Below are 17,585 nucleotides of genomic sequence, written 5' to 3'. Positions count from 1 at the left end.
CGGTGGGCCGCCCGTCGAAGAGGACCATCGCCGCGTCGGCGTCGCCGAGCACGGACATCAGGTCGCCGACGGGTTCACCGGAGCCGACCTGCGGCAGCGGAGCGGACATGTGCTTCTCCAGCGGGTCCTCCAGCGAGGCCCGCTTGCTGAACAGCGCGTCCAGCAGCTCCCGTTCGACCACGGACCCCACGACCTCCGCGGCCATGACGTCCGGGTGACCGGCGCCCGGCTTGACGACCGGCATCTGCGAGACGCCGTACTCGCGCAGCACCTCGATGGCCTGGCCGACGGTCTCCTCGGGGTGCATGTGCACGAGGGAGGGGATCGCGCCGTGCTCCTTGTCGCTGAGGACGTCGGCGACGCGGGCGCTGGGGCCCTCGTCCTCCAGGAAGCCGTAGTCGGCCATCCACTCGTCGTTGAAGATCTTGCTGAGGTACCCGCGACCACTGTCGGGCAGCAGTACGACGACGACGTCGTCCGGGCCCAGCCGCTCGGCCACCCGCAGCGCCGCCACGACGGCCATCCCGCAGGAGCCACCGACCAGCAGCCCCTCCTCCTTGGCGAGGCGGCGGGTCATCTGGAAGGAGTCCTTGTCGGACACGGCGACGATCTCGTCGGCGACGGTCCGGTCGTACGCGGTCGGCCAGAAGTCCTCACCCACACCCTCGACCAGATACGGCCGCCCGGAGCCGCCGGAGTACACGGATCCTTCCGGGTCAGCGCCCACGACCTGCACCCGGCCCTCGCTGGCGTCCTTCAGATAGCGCCCGGTGCCGGAGATGGTGCCGCCGGTGCCGACGCCCGCGACGAAGTGGGTGATCCGCCCGTCGGTCTGCTCCCACAGCTCAGGGCCGGTCGAGTGGTAGTGGGAGAGCGGGTTGTTGGGGTTGGAGTACTGGTCCGGCTTCCAGGCGCCCGGCGTCTCGCGGACCAGCCGGTCGGAGACGTTGTAGTAGGAGTCGGGGTGCTCGGGGTCCACGGCCGTGGGGCAGACGACGACCTCGGCGCCGTACGCGCGCAGGACGTTGATCTTGTCGGTGGACACCTTGTCGGGGCACACGAAGATGCAGTGGTACCCCTTCTGCTGGGCCACGATGGCGAGCCCGACGCCGGTGTTGCCGCTGGTGGGCTCGACGATGGTGCCGCCGGGCTGCAGCTCCCCGCTCTTCTCCGCGGCCTCGATCATGCGCAGGGCGATGCGGTCCTTCACGGAGCCGCCCGGGTTGAAGTACTCGACCTTGGCCAGAACGGTCGCCTGGATGCCCTTGGTCACGCTGTTGAGCCTCAGCAGCGGGGTGTTGCCGACGAGGCTGATCATCGAGTCGTGGAAATGCACCGTTGTCTCCGGTTGCTTGCATAAGGACTGGTCTTTATTGGTTCCGCCAGCCTAAGGCCCGCAGCTGACGACGTGCGGGCGTTCACTCGCCGTTGAGATTGGCGGACCGTCTGTACGGGGCAAGGAGTGGGTGTACGACCAAGAGGAGGTGGCGGCGACGCATGACGAGAATGTCGAGGGCCCGGGTGGCCCGGCGGATCGCGGCCGGCGCGGCCTACGGCGGTGGCGGGATCGGGCTGGCCGGCGCGGCCGCCGTCGGTCTGCTGCTGGCCGAGGTGCAGATGGCCAAGCGGCAGGTGGGCAACGGCACGAGCGGGCGCGTCCCGGTGGCGGACGGCCGGTACGGAACGGCGTACACGGTCCCCGACGAACCGCCGCTGCGCCTGACCATGCTGGGTGACTCCACGGCCGCGGGCCAGGGCGTGCACCGGGCTGGGCAGACCCCGGGCGCGCTGCTCGCCTCGGGCCTCGCCGCGGTGGCCGAGCGCCAGGTGACCCTGCACAACGTGGCCCTGCCCGGCGCGACCTCCGACGACCTGGACCGCCAGGTCGCACTGGTGCTGGCCGATCCGACCCGGGTGCCGGACGTCTGCGTGATCATGATCGGCGCGAACGACGTCACGCACCACATGCCGGCCACCCGCTCGGTCCGCCATCTCTCGTCGGCGGTACGCCGGCTGCGCACGGCCGGTGCCGAGGTGGTCGTCGGCACCTGTCCCGACCTCGGGACGGTGGAGCAGGTCCAGCAGCCCCTGCGCTGGCTGGCCCGCCGCGCCTCCCGCCAGCTGGCGGCGGCGCAGACCATCGGCACGGTCGAGCAGGGCGGGCGCACGGTGTCGCTCGGCGACCTGCTGGGCCCCGAGTTCGAGGCGAACCCGCGCGAACTGTTCGGCCCCGACCACTACCACCCCTCCGCCGAGGGCTACGCCACCGCCGCGATGGCCGTCCTCCCGACGGTCTGCGCGGCCCTGGGCCTGTGGCCGGCCGAGGAGGACCGCCCGGACGTCTCCCGCCGCGAGGGCTTCCTGCCGGTGGCCCGCGCAGCCGCGGAGGCAGCGTCGGAGGCCGGTACGGAGGTCACGGCGGCGATGCCGACGGGTCCGCGGGGTCCGTGGGCACTGCTGAAGCGGCGCAAGAGGCGGCGGGTGCACGAGCCGGATGCGACGGCGCCTTCGAAGCCGACTTCACCGTCTTCCAGCCCGTCCGGCGTTTGAGGACGAGGCCCTTGGGCCGACGGGGGTCTGGGGGCGCAGCCCCCAGGACGCGCGCCCCCGCCGAGCTGCACTCATTTCGGCTGAACCGCCGGAGGCCAAAGCAAGCGCTTGGAAACTGCGGTCGGGGTCACACCGCGACACCCGTGACCTCGACCGTACGTACGGGTAACTTCTCAAGAAGCCCTGCCCGCTTCCCGTAACCGCCAATGGAGCCGTGATGCCCGAAGCAGTCATCGTCTCGACCGCCCGATCCCCCATCGGCCGCGCTTTCAAGGGCTCCCTCAAGGACCTGCGGCCCGACGACCTCACCGCCACGATCATCCAGGCCGCCCTCGCCAAGGTCCCCGAGCTGGACCCGAAGGACATCGAGGACCTGATGCTCGGCTGCGGCCTCCCCGGTGGCGAGCAGGGCTTCAACCTCGGCCGGATCGTCGCCGTACAGATGGGCATGGACCACCTGCCGGGCTGCACGATCACCCGTTACTGTTCCTCGTCGCTGCAGACCAGCCGCATGGCCCTGCACGCCATCAAGGCCGGCGAGGGCGACGTCTTCATCTCGGCGGGCGTCGAGATGGTCTCCCGTTACGTCAAGGGCAACTCCGACAGCCTCCCGGACACGCACAACCCGCTGTTCGCCGAGGCCGAGGCCCGCACCGCCGACGTCGCCGAGCACGGCGCCGCCGACTGGCACGACCCGCGCGAGGACGATCTCGTCCCCGACCCGTACATCGCGATGGGCCAGACCGCCGAGAACCTCGCCCGTCTCAAGGGCGTCACCCGCCAGGACATGGACGAGTTCGGGGTCCGTTCGCAGAACCTCGCCGAGGAAGCCATCAAGAACGGCTTCTGGGAGCGCGAGATCACCCCGGTCACCACCCCCGACGGCACGGTCGTCAGCAAGGACGACGGCCCGCGCGCCGGCGTCACCCTGGAGGGCGTCCAGGGCCTGAAGCCGGTCTTCCGCCCCGACGGCTTCGTCACCGCCGGCAACTGCTGCCCGCTCAACGACGGCGCCGCCGCGGTCGTCATCATGAGCGACACCAAGGCCCGCGAGCTCGGTCTGACCCCGCTCGCCCGCATCGTCTCCACCGGCGTCTCGGGCCTGTCCCCCGAGATCATGGGCCTCGGCCCGGTCGAGGCGTCCACCCAGGCGCTGCGCCGCGCCGGTCTCACCATCGACGACATCGACCTGGTCGAGATCAACGAGGCGTTCGCCGCCCAGGTGATCCCCTCCTACCGCGACCTGAACATTCCGCTGGAGAAGCTGAACGTGAACGGCGGCGCGATCGCCGTCGGCCACCCCTTCGGCATGACCGGCGCCCGCATCACCGGCACACTGATCAACTCCCTCCAGTTCCACGACAAGCAGTTCGGTCTGGAGACGATGTGCGTCGGCGGCGGCCAGGGCATGGCGATGGTCATCGAGCGCCTGAGCTGAACCGCTCCGTAGTCGCCGAGGCACCAACGGTGAGCCTCTGGCCCGGAGTCCGGGAATTCGCCGGGCTCCGGGCCGTTTTGTGATCCAATCTCCCCCAGGATGTGACCTATCTCCCAAGTGGAGGGTTTTCCGCAGGTCAGAGCCGTTACAGCACCAAACCCCAGGCCCAAAGTCCTGTCCGTTTCGTGACGTTACGCACTGACAGCTGGTTAGTCCGCCCTTCAAGCTGATGTAGGAAGTCGGGGGTCGACTTTGAACCGGGAGTACGTCAGTGAGCGCTATGCCGATCGCCTTGCTGCTCACCACGGTCGCCACCGGCGCCGTGGGCGTCGCCGTGCTGCGCACCCTCTTGGTGCTGCGCCGTGAGGTCGCGGTCCTGCACACCCAGCTCGCGGAGCACAGCACCGCGCGCGGATTCGTGCCCGCCGCCCGCCTCTCGGCCGAGGCCGACGACATACGCGCCGCCGTCGCGGAGGCGCTCGCCGAGGAACGCGAGCGTGAACTGGCGGAGGCGCGTGCCTTCTGGGCCGCCCAGGAGGCCCGTGACGGCGATGCGCCGACCCTGCTGGGGCTGCCGGACAGCGAGCTGTTCCTGCCCCGCCAGAGCGACTTCGTGGGCCTTGAGCCGCTGGAGTCGGTGACCGAGGCCGGCGCCGACGCGGACGAGTTCGCGGGCGGCACCTCGCTGGACGGTTTCGTGGGCGACTCCCCCGAACTGGCCGCGGCCCGCCGCCGCCACCCCTCCCACCCGGACTTCGTACCGGTCCAGTCACCGGTGGTGAACGACCACGAACGCACGGTCGCCACGCTTGAGGAACTGGCCGCGTCCCAGGTCGAACTGGCCGACGTCCGCCCGGGCCCGCTCGGCACCCTCGACGTCTACGTCTTCGCCGACGGCACCACCCTCTGCATGACCCCCGGCCACCGCGAAACGGCGGAACGCCTCTCCGCGGCCCTCCGCACCGGCGAAACCCCCATCCTGCTGGGCGGTTCGGGAGTCTCGGGCGCGTACACGTTGACGTTCGCGTGCGGCGAAGAAAACGTCTACATCCTGGCGGACAGGGTCATAGCGTCCCTTTAGGGGCGCGGGGAACTGCGCGACAAGCCACGACGGCGTCGCACCCGCCAACGCACCTCAGACCCCCGCCCGCTTCTGCGCTTCCTCAACCAGCCGCACCGCTTCCTCAACCTGGCCCTCGTCCGAAAGCACGAGGGCCAAATCATGCACGGCAACGGTGATTTGGTCAGCAGCGGCGAACATCCCCGCGTCAGGCATCTCCCGAGGAACACAGGACGGATCCTCAAGACGCTGGGCACGCAGTGCCAACTCCCTGGCCAGCGCCAGCGCCTCCGCCGCACCGCTCCTCTGCAGCCGGCTCTGCGGAGCCGCCCGCAGACGGTCGGCGAAGTGATCCACGGCTCGCGTCAAAGGCGTCGTATCAACCACGGGACCGAGCGTACGCGGCGCCGCACTGTTGCCAACACGCCAACGCTCAGGCACGGTGACGTGAAGGACCGGCTTACATCCCCTTTGCGTCCGGAGGCGCCGATGTCCCAAGTGTTCTCCCAGGAGACCCACCGCAACATGCTCGCCCGCATCCCTCACTGCACCGGTCGTGAAGTGTCCGACTGGCTCCGCACCGTCGACGAAGGCCCCGCCCTCTTCCGCTTCGAGGAAAAGGTCAGCTGGCTCCGCCACGAACACAACCTCGCGTACGGCCACGCGAAGGCGCTCATCCACGAGTACGACCTGAGGAGGGCCGCGCGCAAATTCCTCTAGGCGCGCACCTGGACCACGCCAAAGGGCCCCGGGAGCGAACCCGGGGCCCTTTGCTGCGACCTGTGGCGTGACTACCGCACGACGGTCGGCGACTAATCGTTGCTGTTGAGAATCGCGATCAGCCGCAGGAACTCGAGGTAGATCCACACCAGCGTCAGCGTGAGACCGAACGCGGCGAGCCAGGCTTCTTCCTTCGGGGCGCCGTACGCGATGCCGTCCTCGACCTGCTTGAAGTCCAGCGCGAGGAAGCACGCGCCGAGCAGGATGCCGATGACACCGAAGACGATGCCGAGCGGACCGCTGCGGAAGCCGAGGCCGTCACCGCCGCCGAAGACGGCGAACAGCAGGTTCACCATCATCAGCAGGACGAAGCCGAGCGCGGCCGCCATCACGAAGCCGTAGAAGCGGCGGTTGACCCGGATCCAGCCCGCCCGGTAGGCGATCAGGACACCGGCGAACACCGCCATCGTGCCGATCACGGCCTGCATGGCCGCGCCGCTCGCGATGCGGTTGTCGACGACGCTGGAGACGACACCGAGGAACACGCCCTCGAACGCCGCGTACGACAGGATCAGCGCGGGCGAGGCCTTGCGCTTGAAGGACTGGACGAACGCCAGCACCATGCCGATCAGCGCGGCGCCGATGCCGATCCCGTAGGACCGGTTGATGTTGGCGTCGTCGACCGGGAGCAGCGCCCAGGCCAGGGCGGCCGTCACGACCAGGGTGCCGAGCGTGGACGCCGTGCGCAGGACGACGTCGTCCATGGTCATCCGGCCGGTGGTGGCCGGTGCCTGCGGCGGCGCGCCGTTCTGCAGGTCAGTCTGGGCGTACGGGTTGTTCGCGTAGGGGTTCCCCTGCGCGTACGGGTTGGCCTGCGTGCCGACAGCGGGACCCCCGGCCTGCGGCGAGGCGTTGAAGCCCGCGTAGCCGTTGTCGCGGCTGAACCCCCGTCGCGAGAAGACCGGGTTTCTGCTCCTCATTTCACTCCTCCATGGCCACCTTCGTGGGCCTTGGCTCAAGAGTAATAGGTAGGCAAAGGATTGACCCTACTGCTTGGGGAGGATCTTTCCCTCGTCGTGCTGCGCAACACGCTACGTGGCCGGGTGATTCCCGCCACCACGGGAGGCCCGATCATGACAGACCTGGGACAGAGAAGTTATAGGGGGAAGCCCGTGTATCCCTCGGCCAGGTCGGTCTCGGCGGCACGGGATGACACGATCCGCTCCAGCCGCGCCAGCTGCAGCCGGTCCTCGAAGGGAGTGGCGTCGGGGGCTCGGTGCAGCATGGTCGTCATGTCGTACGAGAACCGCTCGGCCTGCCACACGCGCCGCAGGCAGGTCTCCGAGTAGCCGTCGAGGAGCTCCTCGGAACCGGTCTCCTTCTTGTACGTCAGTGCCCTCGCGAAGGTCACCACGTCACCGACGGCCAGGTTCAGCCCCTTGGCGCCGGTCGGCGGCACGATGTGCGCCGCGTCACCGGCGAGGAAGAGGCGGCCGTACCGCATCGGCTCGTGGACGTGGGACCGCATGGGGGTCACCGACTTCTGGGTGATCGGGCCGCGCTCCAGGCGCCAGTCGTCGGCGGTCTCGAAGCGGCGCTCCAGTTCCGCCCAGATCTCGTCGTCGCTCCACGCCTCGGCGTCCGTGGCCTCGGGGACCTGGAGGTAGAGGCGGGAGACGGAGGGGGAGCGCATGGAGAGGAGGGCGAAGCCGCGGTCGTGGCGGGCGTAGACGAGCTCGTCGTGCGAGGGCGGTACGTCGGCGAGGATGCCGAGCCAGCCGAAGGGGTACGTCCGCTCGAAGACGCGGGTCAGTTCGGCGGGGATCGCCTTGCGGGCCACGCCCCAGGAGCCGTCGCAGCCGACGACGTAGTCGCAGTCGAGGACGTCCTCGCGCCCCTCGTACCGGAACACGACGAGCGGCCGCTCGCCCTCGGCCCCCTCGACACTCAGCGCCTCCGCCCCGAACAGCAGCGGGCCGCCCTCCTTGAGCTGGAGGGCGATGAGGTCCTTGCAGACCTCGGTCTGGGCGTAGACGGTGACGGACCGGCCGCCGGTGAGGCCGGGGAAGTCGACGCGGTGGCGTTGTTTCGCGTACCGCAGCTCAATGCCGTCGTGGCGCAGCCCTTCGCGGTCCATGCGCTCGCCCGCGCCGGCCGCGCGCAGCACGTCCACCGTGCCCTGCTCCAGGATCCCGGCGCGCTGGCGCTGCTCGACGTAGGCGCGGTCACGGCTCTCCAGGACGACCGAGTCGATGCCGGCGCGGTGCAGCAGGCGGGCGAGGAGGAGACCGGCGGGGCCGGCTCCGATGATGCCGACGGTGGTACGCATCGGGCGTTCCCTTCGGGCGGGGCTCTGTGCGGCCGACGAATGCACGGATGTTCGTACAGTGAAGTTTTATTCACTTCATCCGTCCAAGTCTGTGCCGAGGCCTTCCCGATGTCAACGGTCCGCGCCACCGCCGGCGGACCCGGCCGTGGCCGGTCGTCCTGTCCGCGAAGGGGCGGTCTCGGGCAGGGCGACCGGCTCGGCCGGACGGCGGCGGTGCGGTCAGCGACCCGGCCAGCCGTCCAGGTGGCGGTGCATGGTGACGTCGGGCTTCTCCTCGCCCTTCGGGGCGTGCGCGACGGCATTCTGGAGGACGCCGGTGACCTCTGTGGCCAGGGCGTCGGCCTGGGTCTTCAGGTCGGTGGCGGGCAGCCCGGACCGGGTCAGCGCGTCCAACCGGCGGTGGATGTCGGCGAGTTGGCGCTTGGAGCCGCCGTCGAGCGTGAACGCCTTGGGCGTGGAGACCACGAACTGGTAGGCGCCGGCCAGGGTCTGGCAGCCGGTGCAGCTCTTGTTGGCGGCGTCGCTGAGGTTCACGGCGTTCAGCCGCGTCTGCTCACCGGCGACGGTGACGATCTGGAAGGACAGCGCCACCGAGCGGCAGTGGTCGTCGACGGAACAGCCCACCGAGGCCGCGTTGGCCTGGTTGCGCACGGCGGCGGTCTTCGTCGTGCCGAACTGCCGCACGGTGAAGGAGTCCTTCGCCTGGGTGTGGTGGGCCCGGTTGGCCTGCGAGAACACATGGTCCTCGGCGAACGCGAAGTGCGTCGTCCCGGTCGCGGCCTGCGCCGGCACCGCGGTCGCCGCGCCGGCGACTCCGGCGGCGAACAGCCCGAACCGGACGGCACGCCGGGTGAGTGGACTTGGGGTACGGGTTTTTCGATGGCTGCTCAAGGCATCTCCTCGCTGAATGAATCGTCCGTACGGACTTCCGGGCACGCGTCTCGCACCCGGGACCAGAACCAGCCCCGCAACTCGCCTGCCGGACAGGCGACTTGCCGTGTCCACGAGGGGGGAGCCGTCACCCTCTCGACCGGGCCGGCGGGCACGCGGGCCTGCGGACTTGCGGACCCGCGGTCCGGCAACAGCCCGCCGCACGGGCGGAGTTCCGTCGTCGTCGGTCCATCGGCCGTGTCCCTGGCGCTGCTTGACGGTCCCTCAGGACGCCGGTGGGTCGCTGGACGGTGGGGTCGAGGGGGTGTCGGACGGGGTGGGCTGGACGCTTTCCGAGGGGGTCGGGGTGGGTTCGGGGGTGGAGGGTTCGCCTCCCGATCCCGGGGACGACGGTTCCGGGTCGCCCTGGCTCGGGTCCGGGCTGGGGGCCACCGGGTTCTGGGAGGCCTTGCCGGACGGCTGGGCCGACGCCGGTGCGGACGGGGAGCCGGACGTCGAGGCCGTCGTACTGCCGGACGCGCCCGGCGACGGGTCTGCGCCCGGGCCCGCGCTCGCGCCCGGTGTCGACGGGGATGCCGAACCGGTGCTGTCCGAGGGGCCGTTCGAAGCGCTTCCGTCGGAGGTCGAGGCGTTGCGGGGCTCGGGTTCCTGCGTCGACACCCCGGGCTGCAGGATCGGCGCGATGGGCGGACGCTTGGGCAGCGGCTGGGGTGCGATCCCCGAGGTCCACGCGTAGCTGAGGCCCGCGAGGCCGGCCAGCGCCAGTGCGCAGACGGCGATGCGCAGGCGCGGGCGGCCGGCCGTGGACTTCTTCGCGGTGCGGACCAGCCGGCCGCCCATCTTCACGGACAGATAGACGATTCCGGCCATCGGGAACAGCAGCATGAGGCAGCCGAGCGTCCCGACGAGCGCCTCCACGAACTTCCCGTCGGCGTACGCCGAACCGGTGCCCACGAGTTGCTCGGTAAGCGACCGCGTCATCGTGGCGAGGATCCGCGGCAGGTTCCACAGCGCGTACCCCATCTCGCCGACGAGCAGCGGCACCATCGTCAGCACCCAGGTGGAGACGATGCGCCGCGTCGACTTCTTCAGCCCGGCGACCTCCTTGCGGGCCGCCCTCCCCTTGGCGCCCGGCAGCAGGCTCAGCAGGATCGGCTTGATCTTCCCGAAGAGGTCGGGCACCCCGGCGAGGTCGCCCAGGATGTAGTAGCCGTCCAGCCGGATGGCCGGGATCAGCTGCTCCAGGACCTCGAAGTGGCCTAAGTACACGGCCGCGAGAAAGAACGGCTGGCCGGTCGCGAAGTACGCCCCGGCCATGGCGAGCATGAAGACGACGTTGAAGTACACCCCGCCCAGGTCGGTGCGGAGCCGGCCGGCCCGCCCGATCCGGTAGACGTCGGTGACGTCGGTGTACATCGACGGCCAGATCAGGAACAGCCCGCACCCGATGCACCCGGGCCGGGCACCCCCGTACCGGCAGGCTGAGGCGTGGCCGAACTCGTGGAAGACGAGCGAGGCCACGGTGAGCACGAAGACGACCAGGATGAGGACCGGCTGGTCGAGGACTTCGAGCACCGGCTCGATCGCGCCGAAGAAGCCGAACAGCCATACGTCCATGGCGACGGCCGCCAGCAGCACGACCGCGACGACCGGCGGCCGGTGCAGCCAGGTGAAGACGCTCGCGATGGCCGCCGTACGCCGCTCGTTGAAGATCACCCGGTGGCCCTTGAGGGCGAGCAGCAGGTCGGAGCGCGGGGCGTCGACCTCGTCGTCCTCCTGGCCGTCGGGGACCGTCACGCCCAGCGGTTCGAGCTTCTTCTCCACCAGGTAGCGGACGTTCTCGCCGCTGACCTCGCGGCCGAAGCGCGCGCTGACCCGGTAGGCGATCGTCTCGATGTCGCGGACGCCGTCCACGCTCGACGCCACCAGATACAGCAGCCGGGACAGCTGCACGACCTGCCCGTCCCCCCGACGGGCGATGTACTTGGGCTCGGTGAAACCCGAGCCCTGGTACTCGCCGTGCAGCTGCAACCCCGCGCTCAGCCGCGGTACCAGCGGCTGTGGCTGTCCGACGACCGGCACGCTGCCCGTGGCGACCTGTTCATAGGTCACCGGGCGGCCGCCCGGGCCGGGCACGGGCCCGGTGCCGTACAGCGCCGTGGGCCCGTCTCCGAGCACCGTCATTGTGGTTCTCCCCCCAAGTCCGCGCCGCCTCCCCCCGGATGCGGCGGGTTCCCCCCGGTCAAAGCGCCACGGGGGCGGACCGCCTCGCAGGCAACGTGCGGTCCGCCCCCGTGGCCGTACCGCTACTGAGTGACGGTGATGTTCTGCGCGGCCGAGGACGAGGCCACCGAGTACGCGGAGTGGTCGTTGACGGCCAGCGACTCGTTGGCCGCCGAGATGTTGGCGACGTGCTTGGTCACGTTCGTGGTGCGGTTGAAGCTGAACTTCAGCTTGCCCAGCGCCTCACGGCCCGGCAGCAGCTCCGCGGACTCGGTGTCGAGCTCGTGCATGTCCATGCTCATGATGGATGTCCTCTCGGGATGTCGGTGGATGTCGGGTTCTGTTCGAGGTGGAGCGCGAGCGCTACTGCTTGACGCTGATGTTCTGCGCGGCGCCGGAGTCGGCCGCCGACCACGAGGAGTGGTCGTTGAGGGCGGCGGACTGGTTGGCCGCCTCGATGTTGGCGACGTGCTTGGTGACGTTCGTCGTCCGGTTGAAGCTGAACTTCAGCTTTCCGAGGGCCTCGCGGCCCGGCAGCAGCTCGGCGGACTCGGCATCGAGCTCGTGGGCGTCCATCATGATCAGTTCCCCCTCAGGGATGGGCAGTTCCGATCGGACGGAGTCAGGTTCCCCCCGGACTCTGTCCAATCTGGTCGGACGTGCTGTCCAACGAGATTGGACACTAGGCCCTCGGGGACACGCTCCGCAACCCGTTCGGGGAATCACTCTTTCGGCGGCCCGCACACCCGCCCGTAGAATCGCCTCCGACATGCACGGATCCAGTGAGCGGCAAGCAGGAAGTGACGCACCAGTGGCCAACGCACTGCAGCAGTTGATCCGCGAGCGCCTCGACCGAAGAGGCTGGTCCTACGGCGACGTGGCGCGCCGCGGTGGCGTCCCGCGCTCCACCGTCCACCACCTGGCCACCACCGAACGCGTCGTGCGCATGCCCCAGTCGACCACCCTGGAAGGCCTGTCCAAGGGCCTGGAACTGCCGTTGGACACCGTCCGCCGCGCCGCCGCCGAGGCCTGCGGAATCCATGTGTACGGCCCACCGGCCGGCTCGGACGCCACCGGCACGGCCGCCGACACCGCCGACCCCGAGGTCGACCTGCTCATCGCCAGCGTCCAGCAGCTGTCGGCCGACGACCGCCGCCATGTGGCCGCCCTCGTCGAGTCCCTGCTGGACCGCTCCACCCCCCGCGCACCGGAGAAGTGACCGCTCCCGGAGCCTGCGGCGCCGTCCGACGACCGAGGTGGGTGCCACTTCCGTCAAGTCGGAAAAAGAATTCAACTGCGCCCGAAACCACCGAGATCCCCCGCTAGTCTCTCGTCCTGCCCGAGGAGCGAGAGCCGCACGGCCCCGGGCGCCAGCGCCTGTCCGGGGGGAAATGTGTTGTTCGTGCACGGCGGACCGGCCACGGCCGTGGTCCGCGGTCCCGCGGGCGAGTCGGTCGTCCTGCTCTCCGGCGAACTGCCCGACGAGCTCACCGAGGAGTCGGTCGCCGAACTCGTGGACCTCGCCGCGGCCATCCTGGACACGGACGAACTGGCCCTCTTCCACACCTGCCTGCGCACGCTGCGGCGGGACGGGCTGCGGGCGGGGCGCCGGGTGGAGATGGGCGGTGCGGTACTGACCGTCTACAAGGGCTGACGCGGGCGTCGAGCAGGGGTGACGTGGGCGCCGAGCAGGGATGCGGGCGGCGCTAGCAGGCGTTTCACGGGCACGTCAACCTCTGTTGTCCGGCATGGCCGCACCCCGCTCCCCCGGTCGAGACTTCGGTCATCGACCACATGAGCCTCAGGGCTCGCAAGGGGGAACACCAGAGAATGCGCGTGAACAAGAAGGTCGCGGCCACGGTCTCGGCGCTGGCGATGACCACCGGACTGCTCGCCATGTCCGGCGCCGGCACCACCGCCAGCGCCGCGGACGGCTGCAACACCAACGTGGTGACCGGGACCGCCCGTTCGGCGACCGGCGCCAGGGGCCAGCTCTTCGAGCTGCGGTACAACGGCTCCGGGACCAACACCTGCGCCTGGGGCCGGGTCACCAACGGCTTCGTCGGCATGCACGTCTGGGTGGACCGCAGCAGCGACGGCGGCCGCACCTGGGAGCCGCAGCTGGGCATCCGGCGGGTCGACGCCGGCACCAGCGTGCACACCGAGGCCTGGCGTGACTCGAACGGCAAGCTGATGCGGGCCTGCGGCGACTCCGGCGACGGCACGGCGATCGTCTGCACCGGCTGGTACTAGGTCTGCCGCTGGGTCCGACCGACTCTTCAAGGGTTGACACCAACGTCAATAAGGATTGACGCTGAAAATGCCCCCGAAAGGGTGAGCGCCCACGCGTCGGATGTCGACGCGTGGGCATGGAGGTGCCCGGAGCCGGACTTGAACCGGCACGCCCGCGAAGGGGCAGCGAGGTTTAAGCTCGCCGTGTCTGCATTCCACCATCCGGGCAGGCCATGGGCTCCGCGTCGAGGTTCCGAGCCTATCGGGATGCTTCCCTCGAACAGCGGGGCGGTGTACCGATGTTGTCTTATTTTATTGATGCCTGAGGGTGCATCAGCCACTGGAACGGGCCATCCGCACATGCCAATAGCCTTGCGTGCAAGATCCGGGGGCGTATGCGGAATGACGGAATTTCACCGCCCGAACGAGGGTGCCCCACCGGTTCTTGACGCAAGCGCTTCCGCGTTCTCGACGCAGGGCGCTTCCGCGTTCCCGGCGCGGGCGCTTCATCGTTCTCGACGCGGCGCTCGCGCGGGCCGGGCGACGAGTCCCTTCGACGGACCTTCTCGGGGGTGACCGTCATCCCCAGGTATGACTCAAGGACCCCGGGTCCCTCCCGAGTCTGCCCCCGGAACCGGAACAGCGGCTGACTACACCGGCAGATCCGGCAACCACGATGGGAGACGTCCCTTCCACACGTCGTCCTTTCGAGGAGAGCCTCCCGTGACCACCACACCCGTCGCCGGCCGGACCACCACCGTGGCCGCGCGCGCCACGGATCTGTCGAAGATCTACGGACAGGGCGAGACCCAGGTGGTCGCCCTCGACCGGGTCTCCGTCGAGTTCCGGCAGGCCGAGTTCACCGCGATCATGGGCCCCTCCGGCTCGGGCAAGTCCACGCTGATGCACTGCGTGGCCGGCCTCGACTCCTTCTCCTCCGGATCCGTGCGGATCGGCGAGACCGAGCTGGGCTCGCTGAAGGACAAGGCGCTGACCAAGCTGCGCCGCGACAAGATCGGCTTCATCTTCCAGGCGTTCAACCTGCTGCCGACGCTGACCGCGCTGGAGAACATCACGCTGCCCATGGACATCGCGGGCCGCAAGCCCGACAAGCAGTGGCTGGACACCGTCATCCGCATGGTGGGCCTCGCGGACCGGCTCAGCCACCGCCCCTCGCAGCTCTCCGGCGGTCAGCAGCAACGCGTCGCCGTGGCCCGCGCGTTGGCCTCCCGCCCCGACATCATCTTCGGCGACGAGCCGACCGGAAACCTCGACTCCCGCTCCGGCGCGGAGGTGTTGGGCTTCCTCCGCAACTCCGTAAGGGAGTTGGGCCAGACCGTCGTCATGGTCACCCACGACCCGGTGGCCGCGGCCTACGCGGACCGGGTGGTCTTCCTGGCCGACGGCCGCCTGGTCGACGAGCTCTACCAGCCGTCGGCCGAGGCAGTCCTGGACTTCATGCGGCAATTTCCTGGGGGAAACCCCCAGACCCCCGAGTTCGACGCGAAGGGCCGCACGAGCTGATGTTCCGCACCGCGCTGCGCAACGTACTCGCGCACAAGGCCCGCCTCCTGATGACCGTCCTCGCCGTCATGCTCGGCGTCGCGTTCGTGTCCGGGACCCTGGTCTTCACCAACACCATCTCCGACGCCTTCCAGAACAGCTCGGCCAAGGGCTTCGACCAGGTCGACGTCGCCGTGACGCCCAAGTCCCAGAAGGACACGGGCAATACGATCAACAAGACGCCCGAGCTGACGAAGGCTCAGCTCGACACCGCGGCCAAGGTGCCGGGTGCCGCGAACGCCATCGGTGTCGTCACCGGCTTCACCGCCATCGCCGACAAGGACGGCAAGCTCATCGGCGGCGGCTTCCAGTCGCAGGGCGGCAACTACTGGGGCGACAAGGACCCGCGCTACCCGCTGGCCTCCGGCACCGCCCCGCAGGGCAAGGACCAGGTCGCCATCGACGCGGAGACCGCGAAGCGGGCCGGTTACAAGGTCGGCGACACCGTCCGCATCTCCGTCGACGGCCCGGTCCTCACCCCGAAGATCACCGGCATCTTCACCACCGACGACGGCAACGTCGCGGCGGGCGGCAGCCTCGCCCTCTACGACACCGCGACCGCGCAGACCCTGTTCGGCAAGCCCGGCACCTTCGACGAGATCGACGTGAAGGCGGCTGCCGGTACGTCCCAGGCGGCGCTGAAGTCCGCGCTGGACAAGGCGCTGCCGACCAAGCTCGTGGAGACCGAGACCGGCAAGAAGCTCGCCGACGACCAGGCCGAGCAGATCGCCTCGTCGATGAGCGGCCTCAAGCAGGGCCTGCTGGTCTTCGCCGGTATCGCGCTCTTCGTCGGCACGTTCATCATCGCCAACACCTTCACCATGCTGGTCGCCCAGCGCACCAAGGAACTCGCGCTGCTGCGCGCGGTCGGCGCCTCCCGCCGACAGGTCACGCGCTCGGTGCTGATCGAGGCGTTCGTGGTCGGCGTGGTCGCCGGCGTGACCGGACTGGTCGCGGGCATCGGCATCGGCGCCGGCCTGCGCTCCCTGATGAACTCCTTCGGCGCGACCGTCCCGGACGGCCCGCTGGTCGTCTCGCCCGGCACGATCGTGGCCGCCCTCCTGGTCGGCGTCGTCATCACCATGCTGGCGGCCTGGCTGCCCGGCCGCCGGGCGGCGAAGATCCCGCCGGTGGCCGCGATGAGCAGCGTGCACGCGAAGGCGACGACCAAGTCCCTCGTACTGCGCAACACGTTGGGCGCGCTGTTCAGCGGCGCGGGCATCGCGACCGTGCTGGCCGCCACGGCGATGGACGGCTCGTCCGGCCAGGCCCCCATGGGCTTCGGCGCGGTCCTGCTGATCATCGGCGTGTTCATCCTGACCCCGCTGCTGTCCCGCCCGCTGATCGCGGCGACGGCACCGGTCCTGCGGATCTTCGGGATCTCGGGCAAGCTGGCCCGCCAGAACTCGGTGCGCAACCCGCGCCGTACGGCCGCCACCGCCTCCGCGCTGATGATCGGGCTCACTCTGATCACCGGTATGACGGTGGTCGCCGGCAGCCTGCAGAAGTCGATCGACAAGATGGCCTCGGCCGCGATCAGCGCCGACTACATCGTCTCCATGGCCAACGGCAACGAGCTCTCGCCGGACGTCGACAAGAAGCTGGAGTCCACCGCGGGCGTCACCTCCACCAGCCCGCTGCGCAACTCCCCGTCGCGCATCGACGGCACGACCGAGTACCTGACCGGCGTCAACGGCTCCGCGATCGGCGAGCTGACCGACCTCAAGGTCGACAGCGGCTCCTTCAAGGTCGGCGGCGACCAGGTCGTCGTCGACGACGACACCGCCAAGTCCTATGGCTGGAAGGCCGGTTCGGACTTCACGGTGCACTACGAGGACGGCAAGGCGCAGAAGCTGACCGTGGCCGGGGTCTACACGGGCAACGAGCTGATCCGGGGCATCATGCTCGACAACAAGGTCCTCGCCCCGCACCTGACCGATCCGGGTGACATGCAGGTCCTGGTGAAGACGGCCGACGGCGCCTCCAGCGCGACGAAGGACAAGCTGGAGAAGGCTCTGGGCGCCAACCCGGCCATCAAGGTGCAGAGCAAGCAGGACCTGTCCGACGACATCGCGCAGATCTTCACGCTGATGCTGAACATGCTCTACGGCCTGCTCGCCATGGCGGTCATTGTGGCCGTCCTCGGGGTCATCAACACCCTGGCGATGTCGGTCTTCGAGCGCTCGCAGGAGATCGGCATGCTGCGCGCGATCGGCCTGGACCGTAAGGCCATCAAGCGCATGGTGCGCCTGGAGTCCCTGGTCATCTCCCTGTTCGGCGGCGTGCTCGGCATCGGCCTGGGCGTGTTCTTCGGCTGGGCGGCCGGCGAGCTCCTGGGCGCGAAGATGGCGACGTACGAACTGGTCCTGCCCTGGACCAGGATGGCGATCTTCCTGCTCCTTGCGGCGACGGTCGGCATCCTGGCCTCGCTGTGGCCGGCCCGCCGGGCGGCCAAGATGAACATGCTGGCGGCGATCAAGTCGGAGTAACGGTAGGGACGTTGAACACGGAGGGGCGAGGCCAGCCGCTCCGCGCTCAACGAACTGCGCGCCACCGTCGGCCTGTTGCGCCAGTCCGGC

The 17,585-nt window shown here is 69.7% G+C and carries 17 protein-coding genes and 1 tRNA gene; 9 read left to right on the top strand and 9 right to left on the bottom strand.

All coding sequences use genetic code 11. From position 1 onward, the window contains the following. Positions 1-1,336 (bottom strand): cystathionine beta-synthase (locus ACWDR3_RS42045; protein WP_450357883.1); only part of this gene is annotated, 1,336 nt, incomplete at its 3' end. A gap of 161 nt (positions 1,337-1,497) precedes the next feature. On the opposite strand from ACWDR3_RS42045, the gene ACWDR3_RS42040 reads away from it, so the two are divergent. The 3 genes from ACWDR3_RS42040 (at position 1,498) to ACWDR3_RS42030 (ending at position 5,069) form a co-directional block, all read left to right on the top strand. Continuing rightward, complete coding sequence (locus ACWDR3_RS42040; RefSeq protein WP_450357882.1) at positions 1,498-2,550, top strand: SGNH/GDSL hydrolase family protein; 1,053 nt, start codon at positions 1,498-1,500, stop codon at positions 2,548-2,550. A 217-nt stretch (positions 2,551-2,767) separates the two neighbouring features. Continuing rightward, on the top strand, positions 2,768-3,988 hold the full coding sequence (locus ACWDR3_RS42035; protein WP_450357881.1) for an acetyl-CoA C-acetyltransferase: 1,221 nt from the start codon (positions 2,768-2,770) through the stop codon (positions 3,986-3,988). A gap of 280 nt (positions 3,989-4,268) precedes the next feature. After that, a complete protein-coding gene (locus ACWDR3_RS42030) occupies positions 4,269-5,069 on the top strand; it encodes a hypothetical protein (RefSeq protein WP_450357884.1) in 801 nt (266 codons plus the stop codon). Positions 5,070-5,123: 54 nt separating this feature from the next. Here the strand turns inward: ACWDR3_RS42030 and ACWDR3_RS42025 are convergent, their stop codons facing one another. Next, positions 5,124-5,435, bottom strand: coding sequence for a hypothetical protein (locus ACWDR3_RS42025; protein ID WP_450357880.1), 312 nt, complete (start codon positions 5,433-5,435; stop codon positions 5,124-5,126). A 102-nt stretch (positions 5,436-5,537) separates the two neighbouring features. Between ACWDR3_RS42025 and ACWDR3_RS42020 the strand changes: the two genes are divergently transcribed. Then, positions 5,538-5,768, top strand: a complete 231-nt coding sequence (locus ACWDR3_RS42020; RefSeq protein WP_124003749.1) for a DUF4287 domain-containing protein — start codon at positions 5,538-5,540, stop codon at positions 5,766-5,768. A 92-nt stretch (positions 5,769-5,860) separates the two neighbouring features. Here ACWDR3_RS42020 and ACWDR3_RS42015 read toward each other — a convergent pair whose 3' ends face one another. The 6 genes from ACWDR3_RS42015 to ACWDR3_RS41990 all read right to left on the bottom strand — a co-directional run bounded on the left by ACWDR3_RS42015 (position 5,861) and on the right by ACWDR3_RS41990 (position 11,790). After that, positions 5,861-6,748, bottom strand: a complete 888-nt coding sequence (locus ACWDR3_RS42015) for a Bax inhibitor-1/YccA family protein (RefSeq protein WP_450357879.1) — start codon at positions 6,746-6,748, stop codon at positions 5,861-5,863. Between the two features lie 176 nt (positions 6,749-6,924). Next, positions 6,925-8,097, bottom strand: a complete 1,173-nt coding sequence (locus tag ACWDR3_RS42010; protein WP_450357878.1) for a 4-hydroxybenzoate 3-monooxygenase — start codon at positions 8,095-8,097, stop codon at positions 6,925-6,927. Positions 8,098-8,316: 219 nt separating this feature from the next. Further along, positions 8,317-8,988, bottom strand: a complete 672-nt coding sequence (locus tag ACWDR3_RS42005) for a hypothetical protein (RefSeq protein ID WP_450357877.1) — start codon at positions 8,986-8,988, stop codon at positions 8,317-8,319. Between the two features lie 264 nt (positions 8,989-9,252). Continuing rightward, positions 9,253-11,172 (bottom strand): hypothetical protein, encoded by a 1,920-nt coding sequence (locus ACWDR3_RS42000; RefSeq protein ID WP_450357876.1) that lies wholly within the window; start codon positions 11,170-11,172, stop codon positions 9,253-9,255. Between the two features lie 122 nt (positions 11,173-11,294). After that, complete coding sequence (locus tag ACWDR3_RS41995) at positions 11,295-11,513, bottom strand: hypothetical protein (protein WP_450357875.1); 219 nt, start codon at positions 11,511-11,513, stop codon at positions 11,295-11,297. 61 nt (positions 11,514-11,574) lie between these two features. Beyond that, a complete protein-coding gene (locus ACWDR3_RS41990) occupies positions 11,575-11,790 on the bottom strand; it encodes a hypothetical protein (protein ID WP_450357874.1) in 216 nt (71 codons plus the stop codon). Positions 11,791-12,022: 232 nt separating this feature from the next. Here ACWDR3_RS41990 and ACWDR3_RS41985 point away from each other — a divergent pair, with 232 nt between their 5' ends. The 3 genes from ACWDR3_RS41985 to ACWDR3_RS41975 all read left to right on the top strand — a co-directional run bounded on the left by ACWDR3_RS41985 (position 12,023) and on the right by ACWDR3_RS41975 (position 13,464). After that, positions 12,023-12,430, top strand: coding sequence for a helix-turn-helix transcriptional regulator (locus tag ACWDR3_RS41985; protein WP_450357873.1), 408 nt, complete (start codon positions 12,023-12,025; stop codon positions 12,428-12,430). 183 nt (positions 12,431-12,613) lie between these two features. Continuing rightward, positions 12,614-12,865 (top strand): hypothetical protein, encoded by a 252-nt coding sequence (locus tag ACWDR3_RS41980; RefSeq protein ID WP_450357872.1) that lies wholly within the window; start codon positions 12,614-12,616, stop codon positions 12,863-12,865. Positions 12,866-13,041: 176 nt separating this feature from the next. After that, positions 13,042-13,464, top strand: coding sequence for a glycosyl hydrolase (locus ACWDR3_RS41975; RefSeq protein WP_450357871.1), 423 nt, complete (start codon positions 13,042-13,044; stop codon positions 13,462-13,464). 123 nt (positions 13,465-13,587) lie between these two features. Here the strand turns inward: ACWDR3_RS41975 and ACWDR3_RS41970 are convergent. Then, positions 13,588-13,671, bottom strand: a tRNA-Leu gene (locus tag ACWDR3_RS41970). A gap of 495 nt (positions 13,672-14,166) precedes the next feature. Between ACWDR3_RS41970 and ACWDR3_RS41965 the strand changes: the two genes are divergently transcribed. Together ACWDR3_RS41965 and ACWDR3_RS41960 are read left to right on the top strand one after the other, a co-directional pair. Further along, positions 14,167-14,967, top strand: coding sequence for an ABC transporter ATP-binding protein (locus tag ACWDR3_RS41965; RefSeq protein ID WP_450357870.1), 801 nt, complete (start codon positions 14,167-14,169; stop codon positions 14,965-14,967). Beyond that, positions 14,967-17,495, top strand: coding sequence for an ABC transporter permease (locus ACWDR3_RS41960; RefSeq protein ID WP_450357869.1), 2,529 nt, complete (start codon positions 14,967-14,969; stop codon positions 17,493-17,495). The genes ACWDR3_RS41965 and ACWDR3_RS41960 overlap by 1 nt, the downstream gene beginning before the upstream one ends. The last annotated feature ends 90 nt before the right edge of the window (positions 17,496-17,585 follow it).

The organism is Streptomyces sp. NPDC001002, from assembly GCF_053599215.1.
Note: the sequence above shows the minus strand (reverse complement) of the source record. Positions and strands in the feature narration are given on the sequence as shown.

What these genes read in the sequence shown, in the direction of transcription:
- ACWDR3_RS42040 (WP_450357882.1), top strand. Translation starts at nt 1,498, where the DNA reads ATGACGAGAATGTCGAGGGCCCGGGTGGCCCGGCGGATCGCGGCCGGC.
- ACWDR3_RS42035 (WP_450357881.1), top strand. Translation starts at nt 2,768, where the DNA reads ATGCCCGAAGCAGTCATCGTCTCGACCGCCCGATCCCCCATCGGCCGC.
- ACWDR3_RS42030 (WP_450357884.1), top strand. Translation starts at nt 4,269, where the DNA reads ATGCCGATCGCCTTGCTGCTCACCACGGTCGCCACCGGCGCCGTGGGC.
- ACWDR3_RS42020 (WP_124003749.1), top strand. Translation starts at nt 5,538, where the DNA reads ATGTCCCAAGTGTTCTCCCAGGAGACCCACCGCAACATGCTCGCCCGC.
- ACWDR3_RS42015 (WP_450357879.1), bottom strand. Translation starts at nt 6,748, where the DNA reads ATGAGGAGCAGAAACCCGGTCTTCTCGCGACGGGGGTTCAGCCGCGAC.
- ACWDR3_RS42010 (WP_450357878.1), bottom strand. Translation starts at nt 8,097, where the DNA reads ATGCGTACCACCGTCGGCATCATCGGAGCCGGCCCCGCCGGTCTCCTC.
- ACWDR3_RS42000 (WP_450357876.1), bottom strand. Translation starts at nt 11,172, where the DNA reads ATGACGGTGCTCGGAGACGGGCCCACGGCGCTGTACGGCACCGGGCCC.
- ACWDR3_RS41995 (WP_450357875.1), bottom strand. Translation starts at nt 11,513, where the DNA reads ATGAGCATGGACATGCACGAGCTCGACACCGAGTCCGCGGAGCTGCTG.
- ACWDR3_RS41990 (WP_450357874.1), bottom strand. Translation starts at nt 11,790, where the DNA reads ATGATGGACGCCCACGAGCTCGATGCCGAGTCCGCCGAGCTGCTGCCG.
- ACWDR3_RS41975 (WP_450357871.1), top strand. Translation starts at nt 13,042, where the DNA reads ATGCGCGTGAACAAGAAGGTCGCGGCCACGGTCTCGGCGCTGGCGATG.
- ACWDR3_RS41960 (WP_450357869.1), top strand. Translation starts at nt 14,967, where the DNA reads ATGTTCCGCACCGCGCTGCGCAACGTACTCGCGCACAAGGCCCGCCTC.